23 protein-coding genes are annotated in these 25604 nt (G+C 41.8%); 14 read left to right on the top strand and 9 right to left on the bottom strand.

All coding sequences use genetic code 11. The features are described from left to right. The first annotated feature begins 114 nt into the window (after positions 1-114). The 3 genes from H6G18_RS15605 (at position 115) to H6G18_RS15595 (ending at position 2460) form a co-directional block, all read left to right on the top strand. Positions 115-765, top strand: a complete 651-nt coding sequence (locus H6G18_RS15605) for a sigma-70 family RNA polymerase sigma factor (protein ID WP_190408013.1) — start codon at positions 115-117, stop codon at positions 763-765. A gap of 398 nt (positions 766-1163) precedes the next feature. Beyond that, a complete protein-coding gene (locus tag H6G18_RS15600; RefSeq protein WP_190408012.1) occupies positions 1164-1757 on the top strand; it encodes a hypothetical protein in 594 nt (197 codons plus the stop codon). A 364-nt stretch (positions 1758-2121) separates the two neighbouring features. Continuing rightward, the gene (locus H6G18_RS15595; RefSeq protein ID WP_010996475.1) at positions 2122-2460 is read left to right on the top strand and encodes a P-II family nitrogen regulator; all 339 of its coding nucleotides are present in this window, start codon (positions 2122-2124) and stop codon (positions 2458-2460) included. 46 nt (positions 2461-2506) lie between these two features. Here H6G18_RS15595 and H6G18_RS15590 read toward each other — a convergent pair whose 3' ends face one another. Then, positions 2507-3766: an RNA-guided endonuclease InsQ/TnpB family protein gene (locus H6G18_RS15590; protein WP_190408011.1), complete on the bottom strand. Its 1260-nt coding sequence runs from the start codon at positions 3764-3766 to the stop codon at positions 2507-2509. Between the two features lie 668 nt (positions 3767-4434). On the opposite strand from H6G18_RS15590, the gene H6G18_RS15585 reads away from it, so the two are divergent. The 3 genes from H6G18_RS15585 (at position 4435) to H6G18_RS15575 (ending at position 7840) form a co-directional block, all read left to right on the top strand. Beyond that, positions 4435-5901, top strand: coding sequence for an energy transducer TonB (locus H6G18_RS15585; protein ID WP_190408010.1), 1467 nt, complete (start codon positions 4435-4437; stop codon positions 5899-5901). A gap of 146 nt (positions 5902-6047) precedes the next feature. After that, a complete protein-coding gene (locus H6G18_RS15580) occupies positions 6048-6425 on the top strand; it encodes a response regulator transcription factor (RefSeq protein WP_190408009.1) in 378 nt (125 codons plus the stop codon). Beyond that, on the top strand, positions 6422-7840 hold the full coding sequence (locus H6G18_RS15575; protein WP_190408008.1) for a sensor histidine kinase: 1419 nt from the start codon (positions 6422-6424) through the stop codon (positions 7838-7840). The genes H6G18_RS15580 and H6G18_RS15575 overlap by 4 nt, the downstream gene beginning before the upstream one ends. Positions 7841-7905: 65 nt before the next feature. Here the strand turns inward: H6G18_RS15575 and H6G18_RS15570 are convergent, their stop codons facing one another. The 5 genes from H6G18_RS15570 to H6G18_RS15550 form a co-directional block, all read right to left on the bottom strand. After that, entirely contained in the window at positions 7906-9216 is a 1311-nt protein-coding gene (locus tag H6G18_RS15570) for a DUF58 domain-containing protein (protein ID WP_190408007.1), read from the bottom strand. Between the two features lie 175 nt (positions 9217-9391). Continuing rightward, positions 9392-10342, bottom strand: a complete 951-nt coding sequence (locus H6G18_RS15565) for an AAA family ATPase (RefSeq protein ID WP_190408006.1) — start codon at positions 10340-10342, stop codon at positions 9392-9394. 207 nt (positions 10343-10549) lie between these two features. Further along, entirely contained in the window at positions 10550-11629 is a 1080-nt protein-coding gene (locus tag H6G18_RS15560) for a DUF4350 domain-containing protein (RefSeq protein WP_190408005.1), read from the bottom strand. Beyond that, the gene (locus H6G18_RS15555) at positions 11626-12228 is read right to left on the bottom strand and encodes a DUF4129 domain-containing protein (RefSeq protein WP_190408004.1); all 603 of its coding nucleotides are present in this window, start codon (positions 12226-12228) and stop codon (positions 11626-11628) included. Before H6G18_RS15555 ends, H6G18_RS15560 begins: the two co-directional genes overlap by 4 nt. A 119-nt stretch (positions 12229-12347) precedes the next feature. Next, the gene (locus H6G18_RS15550) at positions 12348-12836 is read right to left on the bottom strand and encodes a DUF2243 domain-containing protein (RefSeq protein WP_190408003.1); all 489 of its coding nucleotides are present in this window, start codon (positions 12834-12836) and stop codon (positions 12348-12350) included. 167 nt (positions 12837-13003) lie between these two features. On the opposite strand from H6G18_RS15550, the gene H6G18_RS15545 reads away from it, so the two are divergent. Both H6G18_RS15545 and H6G18_RS15540 read left to right on the top strand, forming a co-directional pair. Then, positions 13004-13495: an NADAR family protein gene (locus H6G18_RS15545; protein WP_190408002.1), complete on the top strand. Its 492-nt coding sequence runs from the start codon at positions 13004-13006 to the stop codon at positions 13493-13495. Between the two features lie 430 nt (positions 13496-13925). Further along, positions 13926-16718: a GAF domain-containing sensor histidine kinase gene (locus tag H6G18_RS15540; protein WP_190408001.1), complete on the top strand. Its 2793-nt coding sequence runs from the start codon at positions 13926-13928 to the stop codon at positions 16716-16718. Between the two features lie 45 nt (positions 16719-16763). Here H6G18_RS15540 and H6G18_RS15535 read toward each other — a convergent pair whose 3' ends face one another. The 3 genes from H6G18_RS15535 to H6G18_RS15525 form a co-directional block, all read right to left on the bottom strand. After that, positions 16764-17264 carry a universal stress protein gene (locus H6G18_RS15535; protein ID WP_190408000.1) on the bottom strand — a complete coding sequence of 167 codons (501 nt, stop codon included), beginning with the start codon at positions 17262-17264 and terminating at the stop codon, positions 16764-16766. A 74-nt stretch (positions 17265-17338) separates the two neighbouring features. Then, positions 17339-18439, bottom strand: coding sequence for an ABC transporter ATP-binding protein (locus tag H6G18_RS15530; protein WP_190407999.1), 1101 nt, complete (start codon positions 18437-18439; stop codon positions 17339-17341). Positions 18440-18485: 46 nt separating this feature from the next. Continuing rightward, positions 18486-19202 (bottom strand): GUN4 domain-containing protein, encoded by a 717-nt coding sequence (locus H6G18_RS15525; protein WP_190408023.1) that lies wholly within the window; start codon positions 19200-19202, stop codon positions 18486-18488. A gap of 315 nt (positions 19203-19517) precedes the next feature. On the opposite strand from H6G18_RS15525, the gene H6G18_RS15520 reads away from it, so the two are divergent. The 6 genes from H6G18_RS15520 (at position 19518) to H6G18_RS15495 (ending at position 25467) form a co-directional block, all read left to right on the top strand. After that, positions 19518-20939, top strand: a complete 1422-nt coding sequence (locus tag H6G18_RS15520) for an NADP-dependent isocitrate dehydrogenase (RefSeq protein WP_190407998.1) — start codon at positions 19518-19520, stop codon at positions 20937-20939. Positions 20940-21039: 100 nt separating this feature from the next. Beyond that, positions 21040-22149 carry a D-alanine--D-alanine ligase family protein gene (locus H6G18_RS15515; RefSeq protein WP_190407997.1) on the top strand — a complete coding sequence of 370 codons (1110 nt, stop codon included), beginning with the start codon at positions 21040-21042 and terminating at the stop codon, positions 22147-22149. A gap of 209 nt (positions 22150-22358) precedes the next feature. After that, a complete protein-coding gene (locus H6G18_RS15510; protein ID WP_190407996.1) occupies positions 22359-23018 on the top strand; it encodes a hypothetical protein in 660 nt (219 codons plus the stop codon). Positions 23019-23549: 531 nt separating this feature from the next. Next, positions 23550-23912, top strand: a complete 363-nt coding sequence (locus H6G18_RS15505) for a hypothetical protein (RefSeq protein WP_190407995.1) — start codon at positions 23550-23552, stop codon at positions 23910-23912. Positions 23913-24204: 292 nt separating this feature from the next. Continuing rightward, positions 24205-24861, top strand: coding sequence for a hypothetical protein (locus H6G18_RS15500; RefSeq protein ID WP_190407994.1), 657 nt, complete (start codon positions 24205-24207; stop codon positions 24859-24861). Between the two features lie 171 nt (positions 24862-25032). Then, complete coding sequence (locus H6G18_RS15495; RefSeq protein ID WP_190407993.1) at positions 25033-25467, top strand: hypothetical protein; 435 nt, start codon at positions 25033-25035, stop codon at positions 25465-25467. Positions 25468-25604: the final 137 nt, after the last annotated feature.

Raw genomic sequence — 25604 nt, 5'->3', positions numbered from 1 at the left:
TACTTTCAGATATAACATTACAATACAGAGCCATTCTCTGGAGGATTGTGACACGTAATACTAATATATTCTTGCTGCTCTTAACGCTTTCTTGCTTTCTTCGCCAAGATGATTATGGTTGAATTTGATGAACAGCTACGCTACTTAGTTGCCCAAGCCTGTGGACATCCACCCGGAAGCCCTCAGCGTCAAAAGCTGCTCACGCAAATTATTCGTATGACTTCCCGTAAACTCTGGAGGGAAAACACTGCCTACTATCAAGATGCACTGCAACAAACTTGGTTATATTTTTGCCGCAATGTTTGTGAAGGTTTGACAGGACAAAAATATGATCCTACCTATGGTACTGTGATTACCTGGCTAAATGCTTATCTTAAGCGCAGATTACAAGACTTTTACATCAACCAGAATAAAGAACAAGCGACAACAGTGCCTTTGAGGATTCGCCAATCTAAATCAGGTGAAAGCCGGGAGATTATTGACCCTGTAGAGAATTTGGCAGCTACTCCCGAAGCACCTCCAATTCTGGAAGAGTTGGAAACTTGGGTAAAGACGGACTTAAGTGGAGAACTACGCAGTATTCATGTTAAAGGCCGTCCTGATGTCAACTGTCAGGTATTAATTCTCAAGCGCTTACCTCCAGAAGTAAGCTGGAAAGAACTGTCTGAACAATTTGCACTGCCAATTCCCACATTAAGTAGTTTTTATCAGCGTCAGTGTCTGACACGGTTACGAACATTTGCCGAATCAGAAGGTTTAATTTGAGCATAAATTAGTAACCTATACTTAGCGACACATGGATTGTAGGGGCTTACGGCCATACGTCTCTACACAATCCGTTTGTCGTATTGTTTTTTAATTGGTATACGGTAACTACCATCACTGACCGAAGCAGCAGGGAGGAAGGGAACAGGGAACATGGGTACAAGCCCCGTCTTTCTAGGACGCTTATACGGGGCGGAGTCGAAGCTCCGTGCCGGTCTTCCCCCTTGCCCCCTGCAAGAGCAGACCCTTTTCCTCTTCTTGACTAATGACTAATGTAAATTTAGATATCTTTGCACTCCGAGCATTTTTCTATTATTCTTGGGCTAGTTTCAGAGTCGATTATCTTTTGATACCATTTCTGATACTCTTACTACTTTATTTTTGATACCAAGTCACAGATGCGAACAACTACAGGTTTGATTAACAGCAATCAGCCAAAATCCAATTCTCCAAGCTATTCTTCCTCTGTACCTATGTACGTATATCGAGAATTGGCGGCAGAATTAAAAGCAACACAAGAAAAGTTAAATGCCCTGACAGCAAGAAATCAACAATTAGCGCAAGAAAATCAAGTACTACGACATGAAATTAGTCAAGTCGTGCAGTCTTTTTTACATCTACAAAAAGTTGTAGATTACAGAGTCACCGATTCTCATCCTGAGATGAACAATTCAACCATGTATTCATCTACAGAAGCACAACCACGCCCACAGGCTGTTCGTTCGCGTCAACCAGTGGTTCCTCAAGTACCAAGTAGCAAGAACCGTCGCGCTGAGTTCTCTGTACCTATCGGAGAAATTACATCTCCTACACCAGAAACAGTCTTGATTGAAGAACAAGATGTGGGCTATTATCCTCCCTCTGCCCCAAAAACCAAGGTTAAAAAGTTTAACGGTTGGGGGTTAGCCATCTGTATCTTTTTAATTATGCTGAGTGCTTTTGGTGCTGGTTATTTAATTGTTCGCCCCTTATTTGAAAACCAAAGTCGCTAGTACCGCAAGGCATAATTTGTAATTACTGTTGCATCATGGTTTTAGCCATTTCCAATGGGTGGCTTATTTACTCTGGCCTGTACTAGTGAGGTTATGCGGAATCTAAGATACTTTTTGTTACAAAACCTAATGCGTAGCTTGCTTTCTCTGACAACTAACAAGCATTAAATATCACAAACTCAAAAATTAACTAATTATTCAATCCTTTTCACCGTAATCATAAACTGCTCATCCAGAGCAGATACGGTTAAAAAAAGTTGCAATTCTCATAAGTGTCTTTAAAATAAGGCGAATGATGAAAGTGACTGACATTGGATCTGGTTAGATATATAAACGAACCTACTAAAAATCAGGAGTCAATACAATGAAAAAAGTAGAAGCAATTATCCGCCCATTTAAGCTAGATGAAGTGAAAATCGCTTTGGTCAATGCTGGTATTGTGGGTATGACTGTTTCTGAAGTCCGGGGTTTTGGAAGGCAGAAAGGACAAACAGAACGCTATCGCGGTTCTGAGTACACTGTTGAGTTTTTGCAAAAACTCAAAGTGGAAATTGTAGTTGAAGATAACCAAGTTGATATGGTAGTTGACAAAATTATTGCTGCTGCTCGTACAGGCGAAATCGGCGATGGTAAAATCTTCATTTCACCTGTAGAACAAGTGATTCGCATTCGTACTGGAGAGAAAAACACAGAAGCTGTGTAAGTGCTGATTACATCAAATTTGTTGGTAATAGTCTGTCAAATGTGAACTACCCACACTGACCCTGATCGGGTACAGTGTGGGCTTCCAACTTCACAGAAGATTGCCGCATCTTGGATTTGCGTCCGCGAATTGGTCTTACATCCTCTCCATTGGCGTTAGCCTCCCCCGTCCCAGAGGAGGACATTATTCTGATACCTTCTGCTCGGATATTGATGGATGCGTTGCCATCCCTATCATGATGAACACCGCAGTTTGGACAAGTCCAAGTTCTCACATCTAATGGCAACTCAGATATTTGGTAATGACAATTAGAGCAAAGCTTGGAACTAGGGAACCATCGATTTATTTCTATCAACTTTCCACCACTACGTTCCAATTTGTAGCTAAGGAAATTTACAAAGGTTCCCCATCCAGTATCAGATATTGCTTTTGCTAGTTTGTGGTTACAAACCATGCCCTTGACATTGAGATTTTCGACTACCACTACTTGGTTGTTATTCACTATTTTTCTAGATAGTTTGTGTAGGTAGTCTTGGCGGACATTGCTAACCTGTTCATATACCCTAGCGACAATCTTGTTAGCCTTTCTACGGCGATTACTACCCTTGACTTTACGTGCAGCAATACGTTGTTTTTTAGCTAATTTTTGTTCATATTTAGCTAAGTGTTTAGGATTTGAGTATTTGGAGACTTTTTCGCCATCATAGGCAATTGCAAAATCCTTGATTCCCAAATCAATCCCAATAACTTTACCCTCACTGGTAGAGGCAGGATAATCACCCTCTCCTGTCGGAGACGCTACGCGAACATATTCCATCAAAACAGAAGCATAATACTTACCCGACGGACATTTACTAACAGTTACAGTTTTAATTACCCCGTCAAGTGGTCGATGTATTTTAGCTTTGACAGTACCCAATTTACCTGGGAATTTCAAAGCATCATCAACTTGCTTTACTTTCTGCGGGTATTGAATTGACTGTCGATGGTGTTTTGACTTGAATGTTGGATATTTTGCTCTACCCTCAAAAAAGTTTTGATACGCACGACTAAGGTTGAGACTTACAGATTGCAAAACCTGTGAATAACACTCTCCTAGCCATTCTGTTTCTTTTGCTTTTTTGAGTGCTGGTAGTAAAGAATTGAGTCCAGATTGAGACAAGCCTTTACCAGTTGCCTTATAGGTTTCGATACATTGGTTCAACCCATAATTCCACCACCAACGCGCACAACCAAAATGTTGAGCTAACACTTGAACCTGTTCATTAGTGGGATATAACCTGACTTTTACCGCTTGTCGCTTCATCTAGACTTCTCCAAGCATCGACCTATTACTATTATAGTTACATTGTAGTAACATTGTTTAGGAAATATTTGGCTACTCCTCATATATCTCATCTCTTGCCTTACGGCATTGGTCGGAGATACAATCGTCGCAACCCGCCTTATATCCCGCCACTGATTCGGAGTACCAAATTCAGTGGGGGACTTACGGCGAATTAGTTAACTAAGTTTGGCATAAATGCGATCGCCTGACTAATTTTTCTAGTTTCGGGGTTAACTACACAGTGAGCATTTGTTAAATTGTCTGGATTTAAAACGTGACACCAATTTTAAAAGCCCCAATACAATTGCTCAGGAATTATTGATAAATATTTTTATTGATGGTTTGCAGTTGTCCCATAGCACAACGCACCATCGGAAATTTTCGGACTTGTGTGTACACCTTAGCCAATACATACGGGAAGAGTTAGGGTGGTGTAAAACCCAGATTCATCAACTACTTGAGACTTGTGTGTATATCGTAGCTTCTCTTGTAGGGGCGAGTTTGGGGGTTAGGTTTGAGAATATAAGTTGCTCATCGCGTTACTTAATTTAATGCTTAACCTACCGAAAAAAATAATTTTTTGACTTGATATTTATCAAGCCTCATCTTAATATGACTAAGTTAGTGAGAATAGGTAGCAATAGGCTATGACATTTTCCGGCTATAATGTCGAGCAGCGTTCCAAAGAAGTTAAGGCTCTCCAGTCTTTTATAACTTACAGTTTGATTGGCTCAATGACTCTGCACTTTGGTGTGCTGGCTTCAGGCTTGGGTAATTTTTTGGCACGAGTGCCTCAAGATCAAGAAGAACCAATAGAAATAACTCTCGTTGAACCAATAACTGAAGAAAAGGAAAAACCACCCGAAGAGATTCCAGAAGTCAAGAAATCAGAACCATTACCAGTCAGCCGTAGTGAACCTCAAAGAAGTATTGCTAGTAGTGAAATTGCCATTGCTCCCAAAGCACAACCAACTGTAGTTACTCCTGTTCGTTCCCAGCCAGTTATACAAAAACCAGTAGCGAAAACCGTAGCCACTGAGAAACCACAGCCTGCTATTCAACCACAACAGACAAAGATTCCCCAAGCTACCAATACTCAACCACGGGTAATTACTAGCAACTCAAATAGTCCTGAAACCTCTACAGTGGTGACACAACCACAACAAACAGGTCAAAATAGTGACCATCGCCTCAGACAACTTTTAGGTGGAATCAGAGATTCAAGAGCAACTCAAGGTAATGCCAACAACACTGGCGTTGAGTCAAATCAAACCGGAGGTACAGGTTCAACACCTCGACAAGTAGGCTCTCCCACAGGAAATAGTCCCGCGACGACCGACCGTCGGTTGGAGACCCTCGCTACAGCACCGACAGCACCAAAAATACCCACTGCACCCAGCAATGGCAACAGATCACAAAACGGTCGTGCAGCTTGCCGCGAGTGTAATGCTAAGTATCCAGAAGCTGCTAGACGCAGAGGTATTGAAGGGAGAGTAGAAGTAGCTGTTGATACTGATGCTCAAGGTAATGTCACTAATGTTAGGGTTGCCCGTTCTAGTGGTAATAGAGAACTAGATGAAGAAACTTTAAGACAAGCACGTAATTGGAAATTAAAACCCGCCGAAGGTGGTAGACAAGGAGTAGCGATCGCCACTGAATTTGCCTTACAAGGTTCACGACGACATCGCCAAGTCCAAGAACAAAAAAAACGCAAAGAAGCTGAAGCCAGAAATCAACAGACAACAGCAACTAATAATGATTCTACAGAAGGAACTCGCAGACGTAGACGTTTGGTGACTTCCACCGATGCAAACGTTCCTGCTCAAACAGAACCCAGAGTCAGACGCAGACAAGAAACTAGAACCGAAACACGTCGTCAACCAGTAGAAAGCACCAACACACCATCATCGGCAACGAGGACAGGGGGTGCTAGAGAGACTTTGCGCCGCGTCCGCAGGGAGCGAGCAACTAATAATGCTGCACCAGAAGCACCACAAAACACAAATCGACGGCGGCGCAGAGAAAACGGAACATCTACCAGCCAAGACAAATTAAGAGCCACGTTGCGAAATTTGCGTCAACCGTCTCAATCAGCACCCGCAACTCAGGAATAGCTACCTAAGTAGGTATCATCAACTAGGGAGTAGGGAGCAGGGGGAGAAAAACCAATGATTATTGACCAATGATTGTACCCCTAGAAGGATGCCAGAAACCTTGCGTGTTGTCAGGCTAAATCTAGGAGTTAATTTTCAATGGGATAATGGCGCACATTTTACTGGTGGATGATGAAGCACCCTTATGTGAAAGTCTCACCTATACTCTGCAAAAAGAAGGGTATACGGTGACGACAGCAGCAGATGGACATAGTGCTATTAAACAGTTTCATAAGCAAGTACCAGACGTAATTTTACTGGACTTGATGCTACCAGAAGTGAGCGGAATGGAAGTCTGTTGGCGAATTCGGGCGTTTTCGGATGTGCCAATTGTTATGCTGACAGCTAAAGACCAGGATATAGATAAAATTTGGGGCTTGGAAGCCGGAGCGGATGATTATGTCACCAAGCCATTTAACACCCGTGAACTGTTGGCACGCATCAAAGCAGTATTACGTCGTCGTGCTGGGGAGCAGTCTTCATGAGGGGCTGGTGGCGTTTAATTAAATTGAATACTATTCATGCCAAGTTGTTAGCTACCTACCTGTTGCTCATAGTCTTGGGGACTTCTTTGATGTCCAGCTATATTCTTTGGTCTTTCCATGCCTACTTTATGCGGACACGACAAGTTGATTTGGCGAATTGGACAGATGCTTTGAGCGAGAGTGTAGCAGATTCTCTAGAAGAACAAAACTTTCAACGCGTCAATATATTGGTACAAAGATATGGCGCACCACAAAATCTCACACTCCGCATTTTCAATCCACAAGGTAGTTTGTTAGCAACGTCTGACCCCAAATTAGATCAACAAGTTCAAGACTGGTACACAGTTCCTGGAATGTCAGCAGCTCTGCAAAAACGTACAGCACAGGGAATTGCCAAAGGAATTTTTTCATCCACAGATCGTCTGTATATTGCCAAGCCAATTGTGCGTAACGGACAATTCCTTGGTGTCTTACGAATGTCTATTACCTTAGGACAATTTCAGCGTCAGTTTACTAGGGTAATTGGCAGTGTGATGGGTAGTTTGGCGGTGACTATTCTGCTGTGTGCGTTGATTAGCACTCGTTTTGCCCGCAGTCTTTCCCGACCGATTGAAATCATGCGGAATTTTGCGATTCGGCTGGGTAGTGGTGAATTTGGTGGTATGTTGACCATCCATGAGAATAATGAGTTAGATCAGTTGGCGGCGGAACTTAACCGGATGAGTGAAAGATTGGCATCCCTAGACCATGAACGCAGAACTTTTTTGGCAAATGTCTCTCATGAACTCCGCACACCTATTAGCAACGTTCAAGTAACAGTAGACGCGCTCAGAAGCGGAGCATACGAAGAACCCCAATTGCGCGATCGCTTTTTTCAAACCATTGAAAATGAAACTAAACGCCTATCACGATTGATTCATGATTTATTAGATTTAGGGCGCTTGGAAGCGGGAGTCAGCCAACTCGAAAAGCAAACCATCTCATTACGCGGTTTAATTGAGCGTGCTGTCAACGCCATAGAGCTACGAATGCAGGCGGCTGGGGTATCATTGCAAGTAAAAGTAGTTGATTTACTTATTCAAGGCGATGGAGAACGACTATTACAGGCGATTTTGAATCTGTTGGATAACGCCATTAAACACTCACAATCTGAGTCTCAAGTTTTGATTTCTGGTTATAGCGAGGGGAAACAAGCAGTAATCAAAATTCAAGACCAGGGAAAGGGCATTAGTGACCATGATTTACCCCGGATTTTTGAGCAGTTTTATACAACAGACCCCTCACGCTCAGGTAACAGCAACGGTTTAGGATTAGCGATCGCCAAGCGAATTATAGAAGCTCATCAAGGAAGTATCACAGCCAGCAGTATAGCCAATCAAGGGGCAACTTTTACAATTTATTTACCATTGAAGTGATAAACGCTACTTCCAGGCGAGAGGTGTGGAAAGGGGGATTTTCCAACTGTCGAATTCACGTTTAATTACAATTGATTACGGGCTTTGAGTTGCAAATATCGTTCAACTAACTGGTCAGTAATTTGATTAGCTGGTGCATCAAGCACCAAGACACCTTTTTGTTTTAATTGAGCAAAAGCAACTTGTCTTTGCGCCAATAAATCTAAAGCCACTGCACGGTTGTAAGTTTGTGTCAAATCTTCGCTAGAAGTGTGTGCTAAACGGTCTACTTGTGGATCTCGCAAGGTAACGCAAAACGGTAGATAACGTGGTGTCATTCGGGTAAGTGCGGCGAGGAGTTCAGTAGAGGCGGTGACATCAACTAAATCGGTAATGACTACCACTAGTGCGCGACGGGTTTGCTGTTGTACAACATTTGTCACCGCACCCAAATAATCTGACTCTAGTAACACTGGTTGAATTGGTGTCAGATTGTCAATTAACCGATGCAAATGATGTTGACCCCGTTGTGGTGGTAGCCATGTGTGCATGAGGCGGTCAAATACACCCACCCCCACGCGATCGCCACGATGTAATCCGGCTAAAGCTAATGATAAAGTAGCATTTAACCCCCAATCGAATCGCTGCAATCCTTGGACTCTAGCTGTCATTAACCGACCGCGATCTAATAAAATAATCAGGGTTTGTTCCTGTTCTGGTTCCAGTACCCTGACCAACGGCGGCCCTACCCGACGGGCTGTAGCTTTCCAATCAATCAACCGTAAATCATCACCAGTGCGATAGTTTCGCAGTTCGGCAAACTCTGTGCCAATACCTAACTGTCGTGATTGTCGCATGGAACCAGATGATTGTAGCGTCAGGCGAATTGAGAGCGATCGCAACCCAATTAAATCCGGGTACACTTTCACCTGTACACTTTGGGGAATCAGCCAATCATGCCAAGCTAAACCCCAACGCCCTAGCTGTCGCACCTGGATATTTCCCCAAGCAAATTCTCCTCGCTGTGTTGGGTGGACGGTATATTTTATCTCTTCCTTACCTTGTTGAGGAATTTTGGCTTCCAGTGTAGGTATGGACACACCAAACCCAGTTGGGTAGTAATCGCGGATTTGAATTACAGCGTCAGTCTTGTCTGATGTGACTGTTAATACTACGGGGTTATCACGCCCAATAGATAAGCGTGCTGGTAATTGACGCTGAATTTCCACCCGCAGAGAACGGACTCGCCGACTATCAACAACCATCAATCCCAGGATCGTAATATCAAATAGCAGAGTCAAAGCAAGACTAGCGGCAATACCAATTAACAATGATAGGATAGGTGCGATCGCCAGTCCTAAAAGCAACAATAAATAAACTCGTTTAGCAGGAACCATAAATTTCTTACAAAACAGATGATTTTCAGTTCGTAGTCAGGACTTTAGTCCTTTCTTTGTGCGGGTAGCGTCTGTTCACAACACGCCCTACATCTTTGAGAAAGCAAAGTGTGTGCAAGCATTCCTCAGGGAACGCAAAGAGGACTAAAGTCCTGACTACAAACCAAATTGCTCTCTACCTGGGTACAGGAACTTGATTAACTACCGCCGCAATTACCGCATCAATTTGTAAACCATCTAGCATCGCTTCTGGTTTGAGAATCAGGCGATGACGTAACAGAGGTGATGCTACTGCTTTCACATCATCGGGAGTAACAAAATCCCGTCCTGCTAACCACGCTACTGCTTGAGATGTTTGCAACCAAGCACCAGCCGCACGCGGTGAAGCACCCAAAGCCAAATCAGGGTATTGACGTGATGTCCTCACCAGTGCCAATAAATAATCAATGATGGATTCAGACACCTTGACTGCTTTGACTGCCTGCCGTGCCTGTAAAATATCAGCTACTGTTGCTATTGGTTGCAGACTGCTAATATCTAAACGTCGTGCAGCAAAACCCGCTTGACGATTGAGTAACATTTGCTTTTCCGCAGCTTGATCAGGGTAATCTACTACTAACTTGAATAAAAATCTATCTAATTGGGCTTCTGGTAGGGGATAAGTCCCCTCAAATTCTAAGGGGTTTTGAGTAGCAATTACCCAAAATAAATCTGGCAAAGGTAAACTTTCACCATCCAGAGTTACTTGCATTTCTTCCATTGCTTCCAGCAGCGCGGCTTGTGTTTTGGGTGGGGTGCGGTTAATTTCGTCTGCTAGCAGAACTTCCGTAAAGACAGGCCCTTTTTTCAGGGTGAAACTACGATTATTTAAATCAAAAATATTTGTTCCTGTAATATCTGATGGTAAGACATCTGGTGTGAGTTGAACCCGACGAAACTCCGCTTGAATCAACTGCGCTAAAACTTTTACTAACAGTGTTTTACCAGTTCCTGGTACTCCTTCCAGAATAATATGTCCACCTGATAATAAGCCTACGAGTAGCTGCTGTATCAAGTGGGATTGTCCGACGATAATTCGATTAAGTTTTTCTCCAAGGTTAATAATGATTGGATAGGTATCACTCATAAATTTTCTTTATAGCAGAAGTCGGGGGATGAATACATAGTATTACGCTCACCACTCAGTAATGTTTCTTTGTGGGGTGCTTACTTTGATGCTTGACGCATTTTGGTTACTGTATCTCATCAAACTCAGAATAGCTACATCAGTAATTTCCACAAGACAAATAGACGTTGCAAATTACAACAGTTATCGCTGACAACTGATAACTGTTCACTGATGTAAGCTGCGCCACTTTGCTAACCAACTTAATAGTTCTCCTTCACTCAAGCGGCGTTTCCTTTGCTGTAGCTTGAATATTGCATCTAGTTCTGTGGCTGATTTACCTGTTTTTTCTGTCCAAATGTTAATTAAAGCTTGGGGTTCTAGTAATACTGTTCCTAATCCCAAAGCCTTTTGGAGTTGTAATTGTTCTGCTTTACCCACTATGTCTACAACAAAATCGCTAGATTCAGCCTTGCGTAGCACTCCTGCTAAGGCTTGAATATAGGCTTGGCTATTATCAATAACTGGTGTGGTTAAAGCTAGAGGCTTACCAAAACGCCGATTTTGCGCCCAAATCAGCACCGATAGTAAAACACCAGCTTGCAGAAATACAACTAACACAGGGGTTTGAGCGAAATAACCAATTAAATCACCTTGTCCTTCACTTTCCTTGACATCAGCGTCTTTATAGCCGTGAATATACTCATCTACAAATAAGATTTTGTCTTTCTGGTTGACTAAACTAGCTAAGTATTGAAAATTACTTAAATTATCTTGGTAAGCATTAGCTGCTAAATATGGTGTTGTAGCAAAAATCACTTTACCTTTTTCTCCTGCATCTTCCCAGACTACAGCACCAAAGCGATCGCCTAATAAAACTTGTGGCTGTTTAGCCTTTTGATAACGTCTTCTGGTGCGAATCTTGACTCCACCAACAGGTGATGTTTGCATAGTGTGAAAGTTACCTTCACTCACACGTGTTCGCACACCCAAAATTACCAAGTTATTTCCTTTTTCTAGCCATTGTTCTTCCTCTCGCTCCAATTGTGGCTGTCGTAGGTAACTATATACTCGTAGGAGTGTAGCTGGTCGTTTCTCGCTGTTGAGTTCAGTTAATGGCTTTTGCCAACGCTCGATGGTAATTCCTTGTTCCTGCATAAAAGCATACCAAGCACCATAACCATCAGCCGCACGGTTATAAGTAGAACCACTGTAAATTTCTGTATTAGGAGCGGCTATAAAAGTCAGTAAAACTATCACCCCTATAGCGATCGCACCCAGCCAAGCAAAACGGTTTGAGCGTTTCATTGTTGGACGATCTCCTGGTAGGCTTGTCGGCACTGTTCATAATTTTCTGGCAAAATCTCTGCATTGCCAAAACATAATTGCTCGTGAGTAGTAATCAGTGTTTCATAAGCTTGAAGGGGAGTTGCAGACAAGTGCAGCAATTGCAGATATTCGCTATCAGTGCGGCTGGGTTGGTGAGGAATGATTTTGGTATCATGCAAATGCTGCAAGATAGCTAAGTAAAGACAACGACAAGCCTCATGATAGTTACCTTGATGGTAAAGTACTTGCGATCGCTCTAATAACTTTGCTACAGATATATCTGGAGTCGAAACCCTCGCCCGACTACGAGCAGAGCTACTATTCAGCCAAGAATATACATAAGGATTAAATAATACCCATAAGCGCCAAATTACTACACTTAAGAATAAACCTAATAATAGCCAAGACAAAAAATTTAACAAATTAGCCACCCACGGAGCGAGTTTCCACCCAGGACTCCAATCTGGTAATGCTTGCTCAAAGCGGTAAGACTGGTATTCAAACCATTCTCCTACTTGTTGCTGAAACTGAGAAACCTGCCAATCCAAACTACTTTTTTCAAAAGTTTCGGTAGACATAATACCAATTCAAAATTCAAAATAAATAAAACCAGTCAGAATCAGCATCCCAGCTTCTAAGATTATGTAAAAGCACATGAGCTGAAAAGCCAAAGGCAAAGTAAAAATTTCACTATTGACTATTGACCAATTTCACTATCGCCCCTTTGTAGCATCATCCACCCGATGAAAACAAGCAACGCCCCTAAAATCAGGAATCCCAAATCCCAAGCTAATTGATGCACCCCAGGTTTTACATGATGAATACCTAGAATCTGGTGATCGATTATTCCTTCCACTACGTTGAACAACCCAGCACCCATCAGCAAAGAACCACCAAAAGTTTGTGATGACCAAACTACATCATCACGTCCTCCAGCACGCCACAAAAATGCAACTCCGGTTACAGTCAACACCCAATCCAAGGCATGAAACCACCCATCCCACACCATGTTCACATCTAAATTAGCGTCTGTGGTCAAGGGTCGAACATTGCTTAACATATGATGCCACTGGAGAATTTGATGCAGCAAGATACCATCTACAAACCCTCCTAATCCCAAACCTAAAAAAATTCCCGCAGAAATTATTGGTAGACGCTTACTGAATAATCCACCATTCGTTTCCATTGTCAACCTCTCAGACAGTTTTTTCACCAAAATATAATTTTTGGCTGGTAATATCTTCTGTCTTCAGACAAATACTAGTTTTCAACCTCAAGTTGCTCACTCCTTGCTGGCATCTACAGGCATTATAGAAATAGAAATTAATATGTGTATAAAAGAGAAATTTTGCAATGACCATTTACTTTTATAAGGTTTGGCAGCCTTATGGCTGTTTTTCTAACTTTTCTCCCCATAGCATTGAAATTCAGGGGAATTACTGGTTAACAGTAGAACATTATTATCAAGCACAAAAGTTTGTTGGCAGTGTAGATGCAGTTATTATACCCATCATCCGTGCTAGCAAAACTCCAGAAGAAGCGGCTGCTTTGGGACGATGTAGCAGCCGTAAACTCCGCCCAGATTGGGATTTAGTCAAAACTACAGTCATGCGAGAAGCTGTACTTATAAAGTTTCTTACTCATGCCGATATTAGAGAAACTCTTTTAAATACAGGTAATGAGATTTTGGTAGAAAATTCCCCTTGTGATTATTTTTGGGGCTGTGGTGCAGATAAAACTGGACAAAATCATCTCGGTAAAATTCTCATGAGTGTGCGTGAAGAAATCCGCAAACTACAGTTATTAAGCGTATGTTCTAGTGAATGTCTGGAAAATAGGAGTTAGGGAATAGGGAGTGGGGAGTGGGAGAAAATATTTTGAGGGTTTTTGGTGAAACAAGTTCTGATCTTGATAGAGCTTTTCTCACAGAAAAACTAAAAAATTTTGCTGATTCTCACCCCTAACCTCTAACTTCTTTTTTTAGTCGCCATAATTCCCTGTTTCCTTAAAAGTATTCGCTAAATATTCTTAAAATTTTATTATTAAGAAGTAAATAATTATAAAAAAATTTTTATTAGGGAAGAAATTGAAAATTCGCATCTAGATTTAGATAAATTTACCGAATACATCTCAGTATAAGGAAGATAAAATTAACGAATTATTTATATAGTTTTAAATTGTGTTTATTAAAGAATTAGGGAAAGTGTATCTTAATTTTACACAGAGCAAGATTTGTCGTAAAAATCTTATATCTATTATCTAGGTGTACCAGGTAATGACATTTACGGATAACCCAGGTAGTGTTCCCCCAACATTCGAGCAAGAAAGTTTGTTGCATCGGATGATTAACCGAATTAGGCGATCGCTCGAACTACAAGAAATATTAACAGCCACAGTTGCCGAGATTCGTGGGTTTTTAGCAACAGACCGGGTGATGATCTATCGGTTTGATGCAGACGGTAGTGGAGAAGTCGTTGCTGAATCTATTGATAACCAGCGTCTACCTTCTGTGTTGGGGCTGCACTTTCCCGCCGATGATATTCCGTCAGAAGCTAGACAGATGTTTCTTTTGGCAGGGCAACGTTCTATAGTGGATGTGGCTAGTGGGCGCATTGGCTTATCGCCCCAGCAAACACCAGAGACAGAACAACCTCTACAAACTGAGCATATTCACTATCGCCCAGTAGACCCCTGTCATCTGCAATATTTGCAAGCAATGGGTGTGCAATCCTCCTTAGTCGTGCCGATTTTGTTATGCGACCTCAAAACACCCTTCGCACAGCCTCGGTTATGGGGCTTATTAGTGTCACATCACAGTCAACCACGCACAATTTTGAAGCGGGAACTGAAATTAGTGCAGCAAGTGAGCGATCAGGTAGCAATGGCGATCGCTCAAAGTAATCTATTGAGCGAAACTCGCGCCCAGCAACGGCGAGAAGCGATAATTAACCAAGTTAGTACCCTCTTACACAAGCAACCAATCATTCAATTACAGGCGGCTTTAGAAGCGGCGATCGCTGCCTTGGGTGGTACTAGTGGCAGACTTTATATTGATATTGAACAAACTAAAGAACTATATACTTGGGGCGACCAGCCAATTTTACCCAATGAGTTAGCCAATAGCGCCATTGAACAACATCCAGTGTGGCAAAGTTGGATGACTGAGTGTAAACCTGGTCATGTTTCGGTAATTACTGATATTTATCAAGAAGCTCGGTTGCGGGTTTTGGCTTTCGCCTTCCAATCGACAAAGATTAGGGGAATGTTGGTCTTGCCCCTACATTATCGCCAAATATTGATTGGAGTTATCAGTATTTTTCGCCCAGAATTGAATACACAAATCTTGTGGGCTGGGAGATGCGAGCAGAATCAACGTCAACGCTTACCCCAGCTTTCTTTTGATGTGTGGTGTGAACAAAAAAAGGGACAAGCAGCAGAATGGAGTCCAGAAGAAATTTCTCTAGCGCAAATTTTAGCGTCTGACTTTTCTATAGCAATTCAGCAACAACACACAACCCAAAAACTACAGGCGTTTAATGCTGATTTAAAATTTCAAGTTCAAGAACAAACTGCTGAACTGGAAAAATCATTTTTGTTGACTGAGGTACTCAAGCAAGTAACCGAGCAAATTCGTCGCACGTTAGATTTAAAAACTATTCTCCAAACTATTGTTAAGGAAGTCCGTTTTTTGCTAAATTCCGATAGAGCCATCATTTACCAAATCACTGGTGAAGATGGTGAGGTGGTTGTAGAGGAAGTACATGGCGATTGGGATTCGGTTTTAGGCATAAAAATGCCATTGAATTGTTTTCCTGATGAGTATGCCCGCCTTTTCTTTCGAGGTAGAGTCAGGGCAATTCACAACGTCTCAACGGATTCTTTAAGTGCTTGCCATCAAGAGTTTTTAGATAATTTGCAAGTGCAAGCTAACTTGATAGTACCAATCAATATGGGGAACAAACTGTGGGGATTAGTTATTGTCCATCAGTGTGCAGCCCCTAGACATTGGCAGGATGTAGAAATTGATTTATTGCAACAACTAGCAGATCAGGCAGCGATCGCCATTCAACAAGCGCAACTTTACGAACAGAGTTGTTTGGCAGAAACTGAAGCTAAAGCTAAAGCCACACAGTTAGAACAGGCTTTGTATCAACTGCAAGAAACCCAGACAAAATTGATTCAAAATGAAAAAATGTCCAGTTTAGGACAGCTAGTGGCAGGTGTTGCCCACGAAATTAACAATCCTGTTAACTTTATCCACGGTAATCTTTGCCATGCCAGTGAATATACCCAACAACTACTAGAACTTTTAGTACTCTATCAAGATTACTATCCCCAACCTCCTAGTGAAATTGGCGAAGCAATAGAAGCGATGGATTTAGATTTTTTGGTAGAAGACTTGCCGAAAATCATTGCTTCTATGCAGCTAGGAGCCGATCGCATTCGTTCTATAGTTCTTTCCTTAAGAAATTTCTCACGTCTAGATGAGGCGGAAAATAAGCCTGTTGACCTCCATGAAGGCATTAACAACACTCTATTGATTTTGCAACATCGGCTGAAACCAGCTGCTAATTTTCCGGGTATTGAAATTATTAAAGATTATGGTGACTTACCATTAATAGAATGCTATGCCGGACAGATGAACCAAGTGTTCATGAATATTTTGAGTAATGCTATTGATGCTTTGGAAGAATCAAGTGTCAATTGTCAAGAGTCAGGGGTAAATAAGAAAATAACTGACAATACAAAAAATCTCCTAGCAAACCTACCAAAAAAACCGATAACTCAACATCTCAGAATTCACATTTCTACTAAACTTTCTATAGATAAATCTCGGTTGTTAATTCGTATTGCTGACAACGGGCCAGGAATGAAACAAGAGATAAAAAATCGGATTTTTGACCCATTTTTCACTACTAAATCTGTAGGTAAGGGTACAGGGCTAGGTTTAGCCATTAGTTACCAGATTATTGTAGAAAAACATAATGGCGTTATGGAGTGCATATCCGAAATAGGCAAGGGAACAGAGTTCTGGATAGAAATTCCCGTCAAATTGCCTCAAAAATAAATATACCAATGGTATGATTGACCTCCACTTTGCGGTACTAGTCACCTACAACTTCATTTCAGGCAAAATTTTGCCTTGCATAGCTAAAACTGAGCAAGGAGCGTGATGCAAGACGTAATTGCTCACACTACCTAAGAAAAACTCGCTGATTCCAGCAAGACCACGACGACCAACAATAATTAAATCAGCCGGCCAATTAAGAGCTAATTCACATATTATCCGGCCGGCATCACCCATCTTTTGGGCAAACCCAGCTTTTACACCTACATTAATTGCTGTATCAGTTAGCGATCGCAACCAGTCTAGTTTCTCTTGTTTCTGTTTTTCCCAATGCTGAATATAGTGATCCATTGATTCCGCTTGCCAAGCTGGATAAATAGTATCTGGTTGCAAAAATATCGGACTGATATAAGGGTCTTCCAAAGGAGACACAACGTGCAGCAACATGATTTCAGCCGCAGTTGCTTTTGCCAAATCCACACTCTGTTCAAAAATATGTTGTCCCATATCAGAGTTATCTATGGCAACCAAAATTTTTTGATACATAGTATAAAACCTTCCCTTTAACTAAAATATCATGAGTATTTGTTGTAGGCTTTTCTAACAGTAACTAGGATTATTCAATTATGAGGCAATATTCTCTCGCCAGTTTTTGGATCAAAAACGAATAACTGGTTTAAGTCGAGTTGTAGAGCCAGGCGATCGCCTGGATGTAGACGAATGTTTCCACCCAATTGAACATTTAACAGTACACTCGAATTAGGTAAACTCACGCGAATTAATGTTTCTCTCCCTAAAGGTTCCACTAATTTTACTTCAACTAACAGTCCTGAGTTCTCTGTGCTGATTGAGTCATTATTAATTGAAATGTGTTCTGGACGAATACCCAAATCAACACTTTGTCCTTGACGTAGTTGTAAATTTTCCCTCATAAATACGGGAATTTCTAGCAATTGTCCATTGACATCAAAACCATCATTCTTATAAATTGCTGGCAGAATATTCATTGGTGGATTACCTAAGAAAGTTGCCACCATTTGATTAGCTGGACGGGCATAAATTGCTTGAGGTTCGCCAATTTGTTGAATCCGTCCTCCACTTAATACCACAATCTTATCAGCCAAGGTCATCGCCTCTACCTGATCGTGAGTTACGTAGATAGTTGTAATCCCTAATTGCTGATGTAACTGCTTTAATTCTGCCCTAGTATCATCTCGTAATTGGGCATCTAAATTAGATAAAGGTTCATCTAATAAAAATACCTGTGGTTCACGAGCGATCGCTCTTCCTAAGGCTACCCGTTGTTGTTGACCCCCCGACAGTTGTTTGGGTTTACGATCCAGCAGATGATCCAAAGAAAGCGATCGCGCTACATTCACCACTCGTTCTTGAATAATCTTCGGGTTAATTTTCCGCATCTTTAACCCAAAGGCGATATTTTCCGCTACCGTCATGTGGGGATAAAGGGCGTAATTTTGGAACACCATCGCCACATCACGCGCTCTTGCGGGGATATTATTCACCAAGCGATCGCCAATAAATAGATTACCTGATGTAGCAGTTTCCAAACCAGCGATCGTCCGCAAAATCGTAGACTTCCCACAACCAGAAGGCCCCACTAACACCCAAAATTCCCCATCAGGGATTTCAAAGCTGATTTCCTCAATCGCGGTGACGTTGTTAAATCTCCGCTTGATATCTTCTAAAAGAACTTTTGCCATGATCCTTAGTTGTCAACACTCAATCAACATAGTTTTCGCTCTCTACTCACTTAGTCCAAGCAGGATGAGCAAATAACGAAGCAATCACCCGCACACCCCGCAGTTGATTAGACAGGGGTAAATGACCTCTAGGTGCGGTTAAATCCCAAGTAAAGCCATTGGGATAACGTGTCCAGTTATTACCATTTTTCCAGCCAATTTTCGGCCAGAAATTATCCCAATTTTTGCCGAGACTCGACCAAATCTCTCGCTGTACCGAAAAGCCAAACTTACCTTCAGAATGAACTATCCACAGTTGATTAATGGTTTGCAGGTCATCGGCGGGAAAACTTTCTACATCAGTAAAATACAGCCATTTTCTTTTTACAGCCATTGGCCCTGCTATTTCGCACATGGTTTCAATGGTCATCAGATCGGCTGCTTGGAAGTCTTGTTTAGCAAGTAACTGTTGCAAAGGATTGTAATTAATCCCGCAGCTTGATTTTAGAGTTACAATGCCCTCAGGAAAATTATTTTGCAAAAATTCCTGGGCTTGGGGTGCATCGGAGTTGTAAAGCACTTGGTAAGCTTTTCCATCAATCCAAGTCGCTGGGTTTTCACGACGTTTCAGTAAAAACTCCATCAAAACATCTAATCCCTCATTACCCAAATCAGCTAACTCTAGGATTATCTGTTGTTGGACTTGAATAGACCCAGCGATTAACTTTTGCCGGAGGGGGTCGATGTCATTAGCAGTGCCTGATACAATCATTGGGTCTGTCATGCCATTACTTGTGATTAACGGGAGCGTGAAAAAGCGGTCAGCGATCGCCCTTCTTGGTGAAGAAGCAGTGATAGCGAAAAGTAGTTTACTATTTTTGATCGTACAAAATTGCGGCGGTTTCACTGAAATCCTATACCTGAATCTTCAAATGCTGTAAAAGATGAATAGGGGGAAAATCTGCGCCTCAATTGATTAGGGACTGGAGATGAGAGATGAGAAAGATGAGGAGATGAGGTTAAGGAGAAATTCTTCCCCCACTCCCCCATCTTTCCCCAGTCTCCAATACACAATGTATTTTTGTGGAGTGTGTGAAATATGTACAACAAGATTACCCCCCCTACAACCGGAGAAAAAATCACCTTCAAAAATGGTGAGCCGATTGTGCCTGATAATCCCATTGTCCCCTTTATTCAGGGCGATGGAACAGGAATTGATATTTGGCCAGCTACGCAAAAAGTACTAGATGCGGCTGTAGCCAAGGCCTATCAAGGTAAGCGTCAAATTAGTTGGTTTAAGATTTACGCTGGGGACGAAGCCTGTGATGTATACGGTACTTATCAGTATTTACCGGAGGATACCCTGACGGCAATTAGGGAATATGGCGTAGCAATTAAAGGGCCTTTGACTACTCCCGTCGGTGGTGGTATTCGTTCTTTGAATGTGGCGCTAAGACAAATTTTTGACTTATATGCCTGTGTACGTCCTTGCCGTTATTATGCAGGTACGCCTTCACCCCACAAGAACCCGGAAAAGCTGGATGTCATTGTTTATCGGGAAAACACCGAAGATATTTATTTGGGGATTGAGTGGAAACAAGGTAGTGAAATAGGCGATCGCCTCATCTCTATTCTCAACAAAGAACTCATCCCCGCCACCCCAGAACACGGTAAGAAGCAAATCCCCCTAGATTCTGGTATAGGTATCAAGCCCATCAGTAAAACTGGTTCCCAGCGTCTTGTGCGTCGCGCTATCAAACACGCCTTAACACTACCCAAAGACAAGCAGCAGGTGACTTTGGTGCATAAGGGTAACATCATGAAATATACCGAAGGGGCTTTTCGTGATTGGGGTTACGAATTAGCCACAACTGAGTTTCGTCAAGAAACCGTCACAGAAAGGGAGTCGTGGATTTTAAGCAACAAGGAAAACAACCCTAATATTTCCTTGGAAGAAAACGCCCGTCAAATTGATCCTGGTTTTGATGTCCTTACACCAGAGAAGAAAGCACAAATTGTCAAGGAAGTGGAAACAGTTCTTAACTCAATTTGGGAAAGCCACGGTAACGGTAAATGGAAAGATAAAGTTTTAGTGAATGACCGCATTGCTGACAGTATCTTTCAACAAATCCAGACCAGACCGGATGAATATTCGATTCTGGCGACAATGAACCTGAACGGCGATTACCTATCTGATGCGGCTGCGGCTATCGTCGGTGGCTTGGGGATGGGGCCAGGGGCAAATATCGGTGATTCCTGTGCCGTATTTGAAGCTACTCATGGTACAGCACCTAAACACGCCGGCTTAGACAAAATTAACCCTGGTTCGGTGATTTTGTCTGGTGTGATGATGTTGGAGTATATGGGTTGGCAAGAAGCCGCAGACCTGATTAAAAAAGGTTTATCAGAGGCGATCGCTAACCGTCAAGTCACCTACGACTTAGCTAGATTACTCGAACCACCAGTAGAACCACTAAAATGTTCTGAGTTTGCTAATGCAATCATTCAACATTTTGATTAATTAAACAATAAGGAATGGTGAAGAATATCAAATTCCCATTCCTTAATTTTTCAACAGGTTGTGATACGCTATCAGCGTCAGGAGTGTAAAGGTACGGAAGATGAGTAAGTTGCGGGTGGGATTGTTATTTGGTGGTTGTTCTGGAGAACATGAAGTTTCTATAAGTTCAGCACGGGCGATCGCTAAAGCTCTCAGTGCTGAGGAAAATGCTAATAAGTACGAAATTTTACCTTTTTATATCCAAAAGGATGGGCGGTGGTTAGCAGGAGAAGCGCCGCAAAAGGTTTTGAAATCAGGTGTACCTCTCTTAGAATCGTCAAACTCCCCATCACCAGCCGAAAGTAATATTGTATCCAACCCTCAACAAAAAGCACTCGAACGTTGGCAGTCACCTTCTCAAGTTGCAGAAGTAGATGTGTGGTTTCCCATTCTCCACGGGCCTAATGGTGAAGATGGTACCATTCAGGGCTTACTTACCCTCATGCAAATACCTTTTGTTGGTTCTGGTGTTTTGGGTTCAGCATTAGGAATGGATAAAATCGCCATGAAAATGGCTTTTGCCCAAGCGGGTATCCCCCAGGTAAAGTATAAGGCTGTCACAAGAGCGCAGGTATGGTCTAATCCTTGTGTATTCCCGAAATTATGCGATGAAATTGAGGCAGATTTGGGTTATCCCTGTTTTGTCAAACCTGCCAACCTTGGTTCTTCCGTGGGTATTTCCAAAGTGCGATCGCGTCAAGAATTAGAGAATGCTTTAGATAATGCCGCTAATTATGACCGTAGAATTATAGTCGAGGCTGGAGTAGTCGCCAGGGAAGTTGAATGTGCAGTTTTAGGTAACGACCAACCCCAAGCTTCCGTAGTTGGTGAAATTACTTTTGATAGTGATTTTTATGATTATGAAACTAAATATACCGAAGGTAAAGCAAGTTGGCTGATTCCTGCCCCTCTTCCCGAAGAAATTAGCAGTAAAATTCAAGACATGGCTTTGCAAGCCTTCGCAGCTGTTGACGCTGCCGGGTTAGCAAGAGTAGACTTTTTCTACGTGGAAGCTACAGGAGAAGTGTTGATTAATGAAATCAATACCTTACCAGGTTTCACCGCTACCAGTATGTATCCCCAACTCTGGGCCTATAGTGGCATCCCCTTTCCAGAATTGGTAGATAAGTTAGTGCAGTTGGCGATAGAAAGACACGGTGTTAGTCAATAGTCAATAGTCATTAGTCCATATTCATTGGTTTCTGCTTCCCTCTCAGGACTGCTTATATTTCCTAAAGCAGCCATTTTGGCAGAAATTTGAATTTTGTAGCCAAAATGGCACAAAAAGGCTACTAAAATCGCCAAATTGGTTACGGATACCTGATGGCTCACCCCTTTAGTACAATCATGAACTAGAGGGGAAATAATCTGAAAGTGATCATGGAAAACAATCAGAGCATAAAGCATGAGCTAACTCAGGAAAAAAGACCTAAAGCAGCACTAAAAAGCGGTCAGTCTGTAGTAATCAGTAGCTACAACATTTTTATCTATCTGCTGACACGTCATCCCTTACTTTTATTGACTGGGGTGTTCACAACACTTATGGGGAGTGCGGCCCTGGCACTGTATAGCATAACTAATGTTGGCGATGTCGAAAAGTTAGACGTAGAACCACTGCCAGCAGTTATTGAGCAACCAATGACAACTACCACTGAGAATAGCAATCCTCTGCCTTTGTGGATGGTAGCAGCGATCGCTCTCAGTTGTGCCAGTGGTTGCTTAGTAATTTTTCGTTTACTCAACCAGCCAACACAGCGTCCTCCAATCCAGAAACGACGGGCTATTTCCCATAAAGCCCTATCGACAACACCCCACACCCAAAAACAGGAACAGCAGGTTCTCAAGACTCAGCCAAGGTTTGTCCCAAGACAAACCTTGCCGCCAATGACACCCATGCAGGTTATCAAAAAGCCTCTGGTGACAGTTTTGCCAGCAGAACAGAGAAATCCATTTGATGATAGCAAAGAGTCTTTGGTTGAGTTGTTAGATTGGCGTAAACATAATTCTTTGACGGCAATTTTACAGCAATATTCCTCATGAGTCGAAGTAGATATAGGAATCCGATTTGATTATTGAAAAAATCTAAGTATATGTAGGGTGGGCATTGCCCAACGCCACTTGCGACCCTGCGGGAAGGCTAAGAGCGAATAAGCCGGGAAACCCTTTCAGCAGTTCCTCCTGGGGGGAACCCCCAAGACCGGACTGCTTCACCAACGCAGTGGCTCCCCTACGCTTATTTCATAAATCAAGTATGAATCCTATAGTTGATAGTCAGAAAGTATTAACCTCGCATCCATATTAAATGTGAGGCAGATATTTTAAATCAAGGTAGAATGTCACGAAAAGATAACCAATATTGACTTTTGTAGACTAATTGCTAAGGAAATCTGATGAAAATGAGAGGCTAGACAAACTCAACTTATAAACAGTTGTATGGGAGTGAACGGATGTCACACTAGATGATATTTCTACCTGACGTAACTTAGTAACTGGAAATAATTATTCTGTAATCATTTATAAGTTGTTCAGTGAACGTCAGTATTTTACTCTATGAAATTAGGGCGAAGTTCTATGAAGCAACCATATCTCTCTCCCGATGATTTGCCCACACATAAAACAACGCTAATCAGTGAAATATTGCTCAGTCAACTAGAAGAAACGACAAAAAAAAGCTTCTATTTAGCTTGTAAGCACACGGTACGCATTTTGCTATCTAGTTGTCATTGGTATTTTAAAGTTAATAGCGGCATTCTCATGTTAGTTATGGTTTGTCATGATATCGAGAGTTACCAAAATATCATGATGATTGTTCCTTACTTAGCTAGTAAGTTAAAACGTTTTGCTAACCAAGCAAAAATTAGTATTAGTTCACCAGTTAACCAAGGTATACCTTGGATTATCAGCATCAATCAAATTTTACCTGAAGAAGAATAGTTTAGTTATTAGTCATTAGTCATTAGCTCGTTAACTGGTTGTATAAATCTGGAATTTGGGCTGTAGACTAATGACTTTTCCATGTATGGGATTCATAGTTAATTTATAAATGTAAATAAATGTAACTTGCAACATTTGTTTTCAGAGTCGTCAACCTACATAATCTTTGCATGATGAATATTTCCGAAAATTAGCAAGATGGTGCATAAACTCAAACAGGTCAACCTATTGAATCAGTGAAGGGATTGAAACCCAAGATACACATCAACACTGAAACTTTAGGAGCATGACCATGAAATTCCGCCATTTCACTAGTTCTTTGCTAACAGCTACCACACTTTTGACCAGCACACTTCCAGCTTTTGCAGGCCCTTTTGATGTAAAGCCGAATGGTGTCTTCAAACCTGTAGATGTGATTCCTGGTGCAATTGGCAATGTAAATAATTTGAAAACTCCTGCTTCCAGCGCACCCAGCAATCCAGTTGGTAACAGTGAAATTCAAGGCTTAGGTGACCATCAATCTTGGGTTGATCCCAAAACTTTAGCAAATGACCCTCGTGCTTTATGTAGCGATATCGGGTTAGGTAATCACACCAGCAACAGTTCTGGAAAACTAGCTTTAGCAACCTCTACCAGCACTCGTTCCACTTCTGCTCGTAACCACAATAATGGTGGTGGTGGTGGGGTGAGTTTCTTAGGAATTGGTGTGAACGGTAGTGGTAGTAGCCAAGGTAGCCAGAACAATAGCGAATCTAGAGATATTCGGATCAACCGCACAGAAGAAAATAGCAGCAGTTCCGCAACTGTAGTTCAAGGTAAGAACTGCGATGCGTTTGTCAACGCCGCAGCCGCTAGAGACATGAACTACCAAGACAACCTCACCGAGCGTTACAAAGTTAAAGTTGGTCGTCGTGGAGATCAAGTAAATCAGCTCATCGAAAATAAATAATTCATTGAGAGTGCGATTAATTCGTAATTACAAAAGCTAGATTAATCTTTAGCTTCATTTGGAGAATTAATTGAATTTCTCGTTTCCTTAATCTCAAGTAATTAATTTTGAATTGTTTAATTGCCAGGGTTTTCACCCTGGCTATTGCTTTATTTATGTTTAGGAGGCACTATGAACAGCAGATTAGGCAGAATCATTGCCACAAGTACAGCTTTATTATTAACTATTACGCCTTTGGCAAGAGCTGAAACACCTACTCGCTCAATTCGTGAATCGGGAGTTTTACCATATTTATTAGATAATCCGCATAATAATTCTTTGGTACAAGTGCGTTGTGTTCCCCGATTTAGACAAGAAGTAAATAGAGAACGCAGCATGATCAGAGATAGTTTACTAAGACCCAATGTAAGCGATCGCTATGACACTGTAACCATTGAAATCGCAGGCAGTTGTCGTCATGTAAAAATTCGCGTGCAAAATGACTCTGACTATTCGGATTATCCAGTCTACAATCCTTACTCAGATCAGCATCATAGAGAATTTGGGGATGATTGGCTGACTCGTGAGGGTTCAGGATGGCATTGGTTGTTGCGAAATAAACAGTGAGAAGATGAGGCAGTTACTGATATTGTGGCTGATAGCGATCGCTCTTAACTTTAGATAGATGTATTGTCTAACGCAACAGCAATTTGCCCAAAAAATATGACAGATATCGCATTTCCTGAGACTGCATAAACCCAAAA

This window comes from Anabaena subtropica FACHB-260 (assembly GCF_014697105.1).
GTDB classification, from domain to species: domain Bacteria; phylum Cyanobacteriota; class Cyanobacteriia; order Cyanobacteriales; family Nostocaceae; genus Trichormus; species Trichormus subtropicus.
This window is presented reverse-complemented; position numbering and strand designations above follow the sequence as displayed.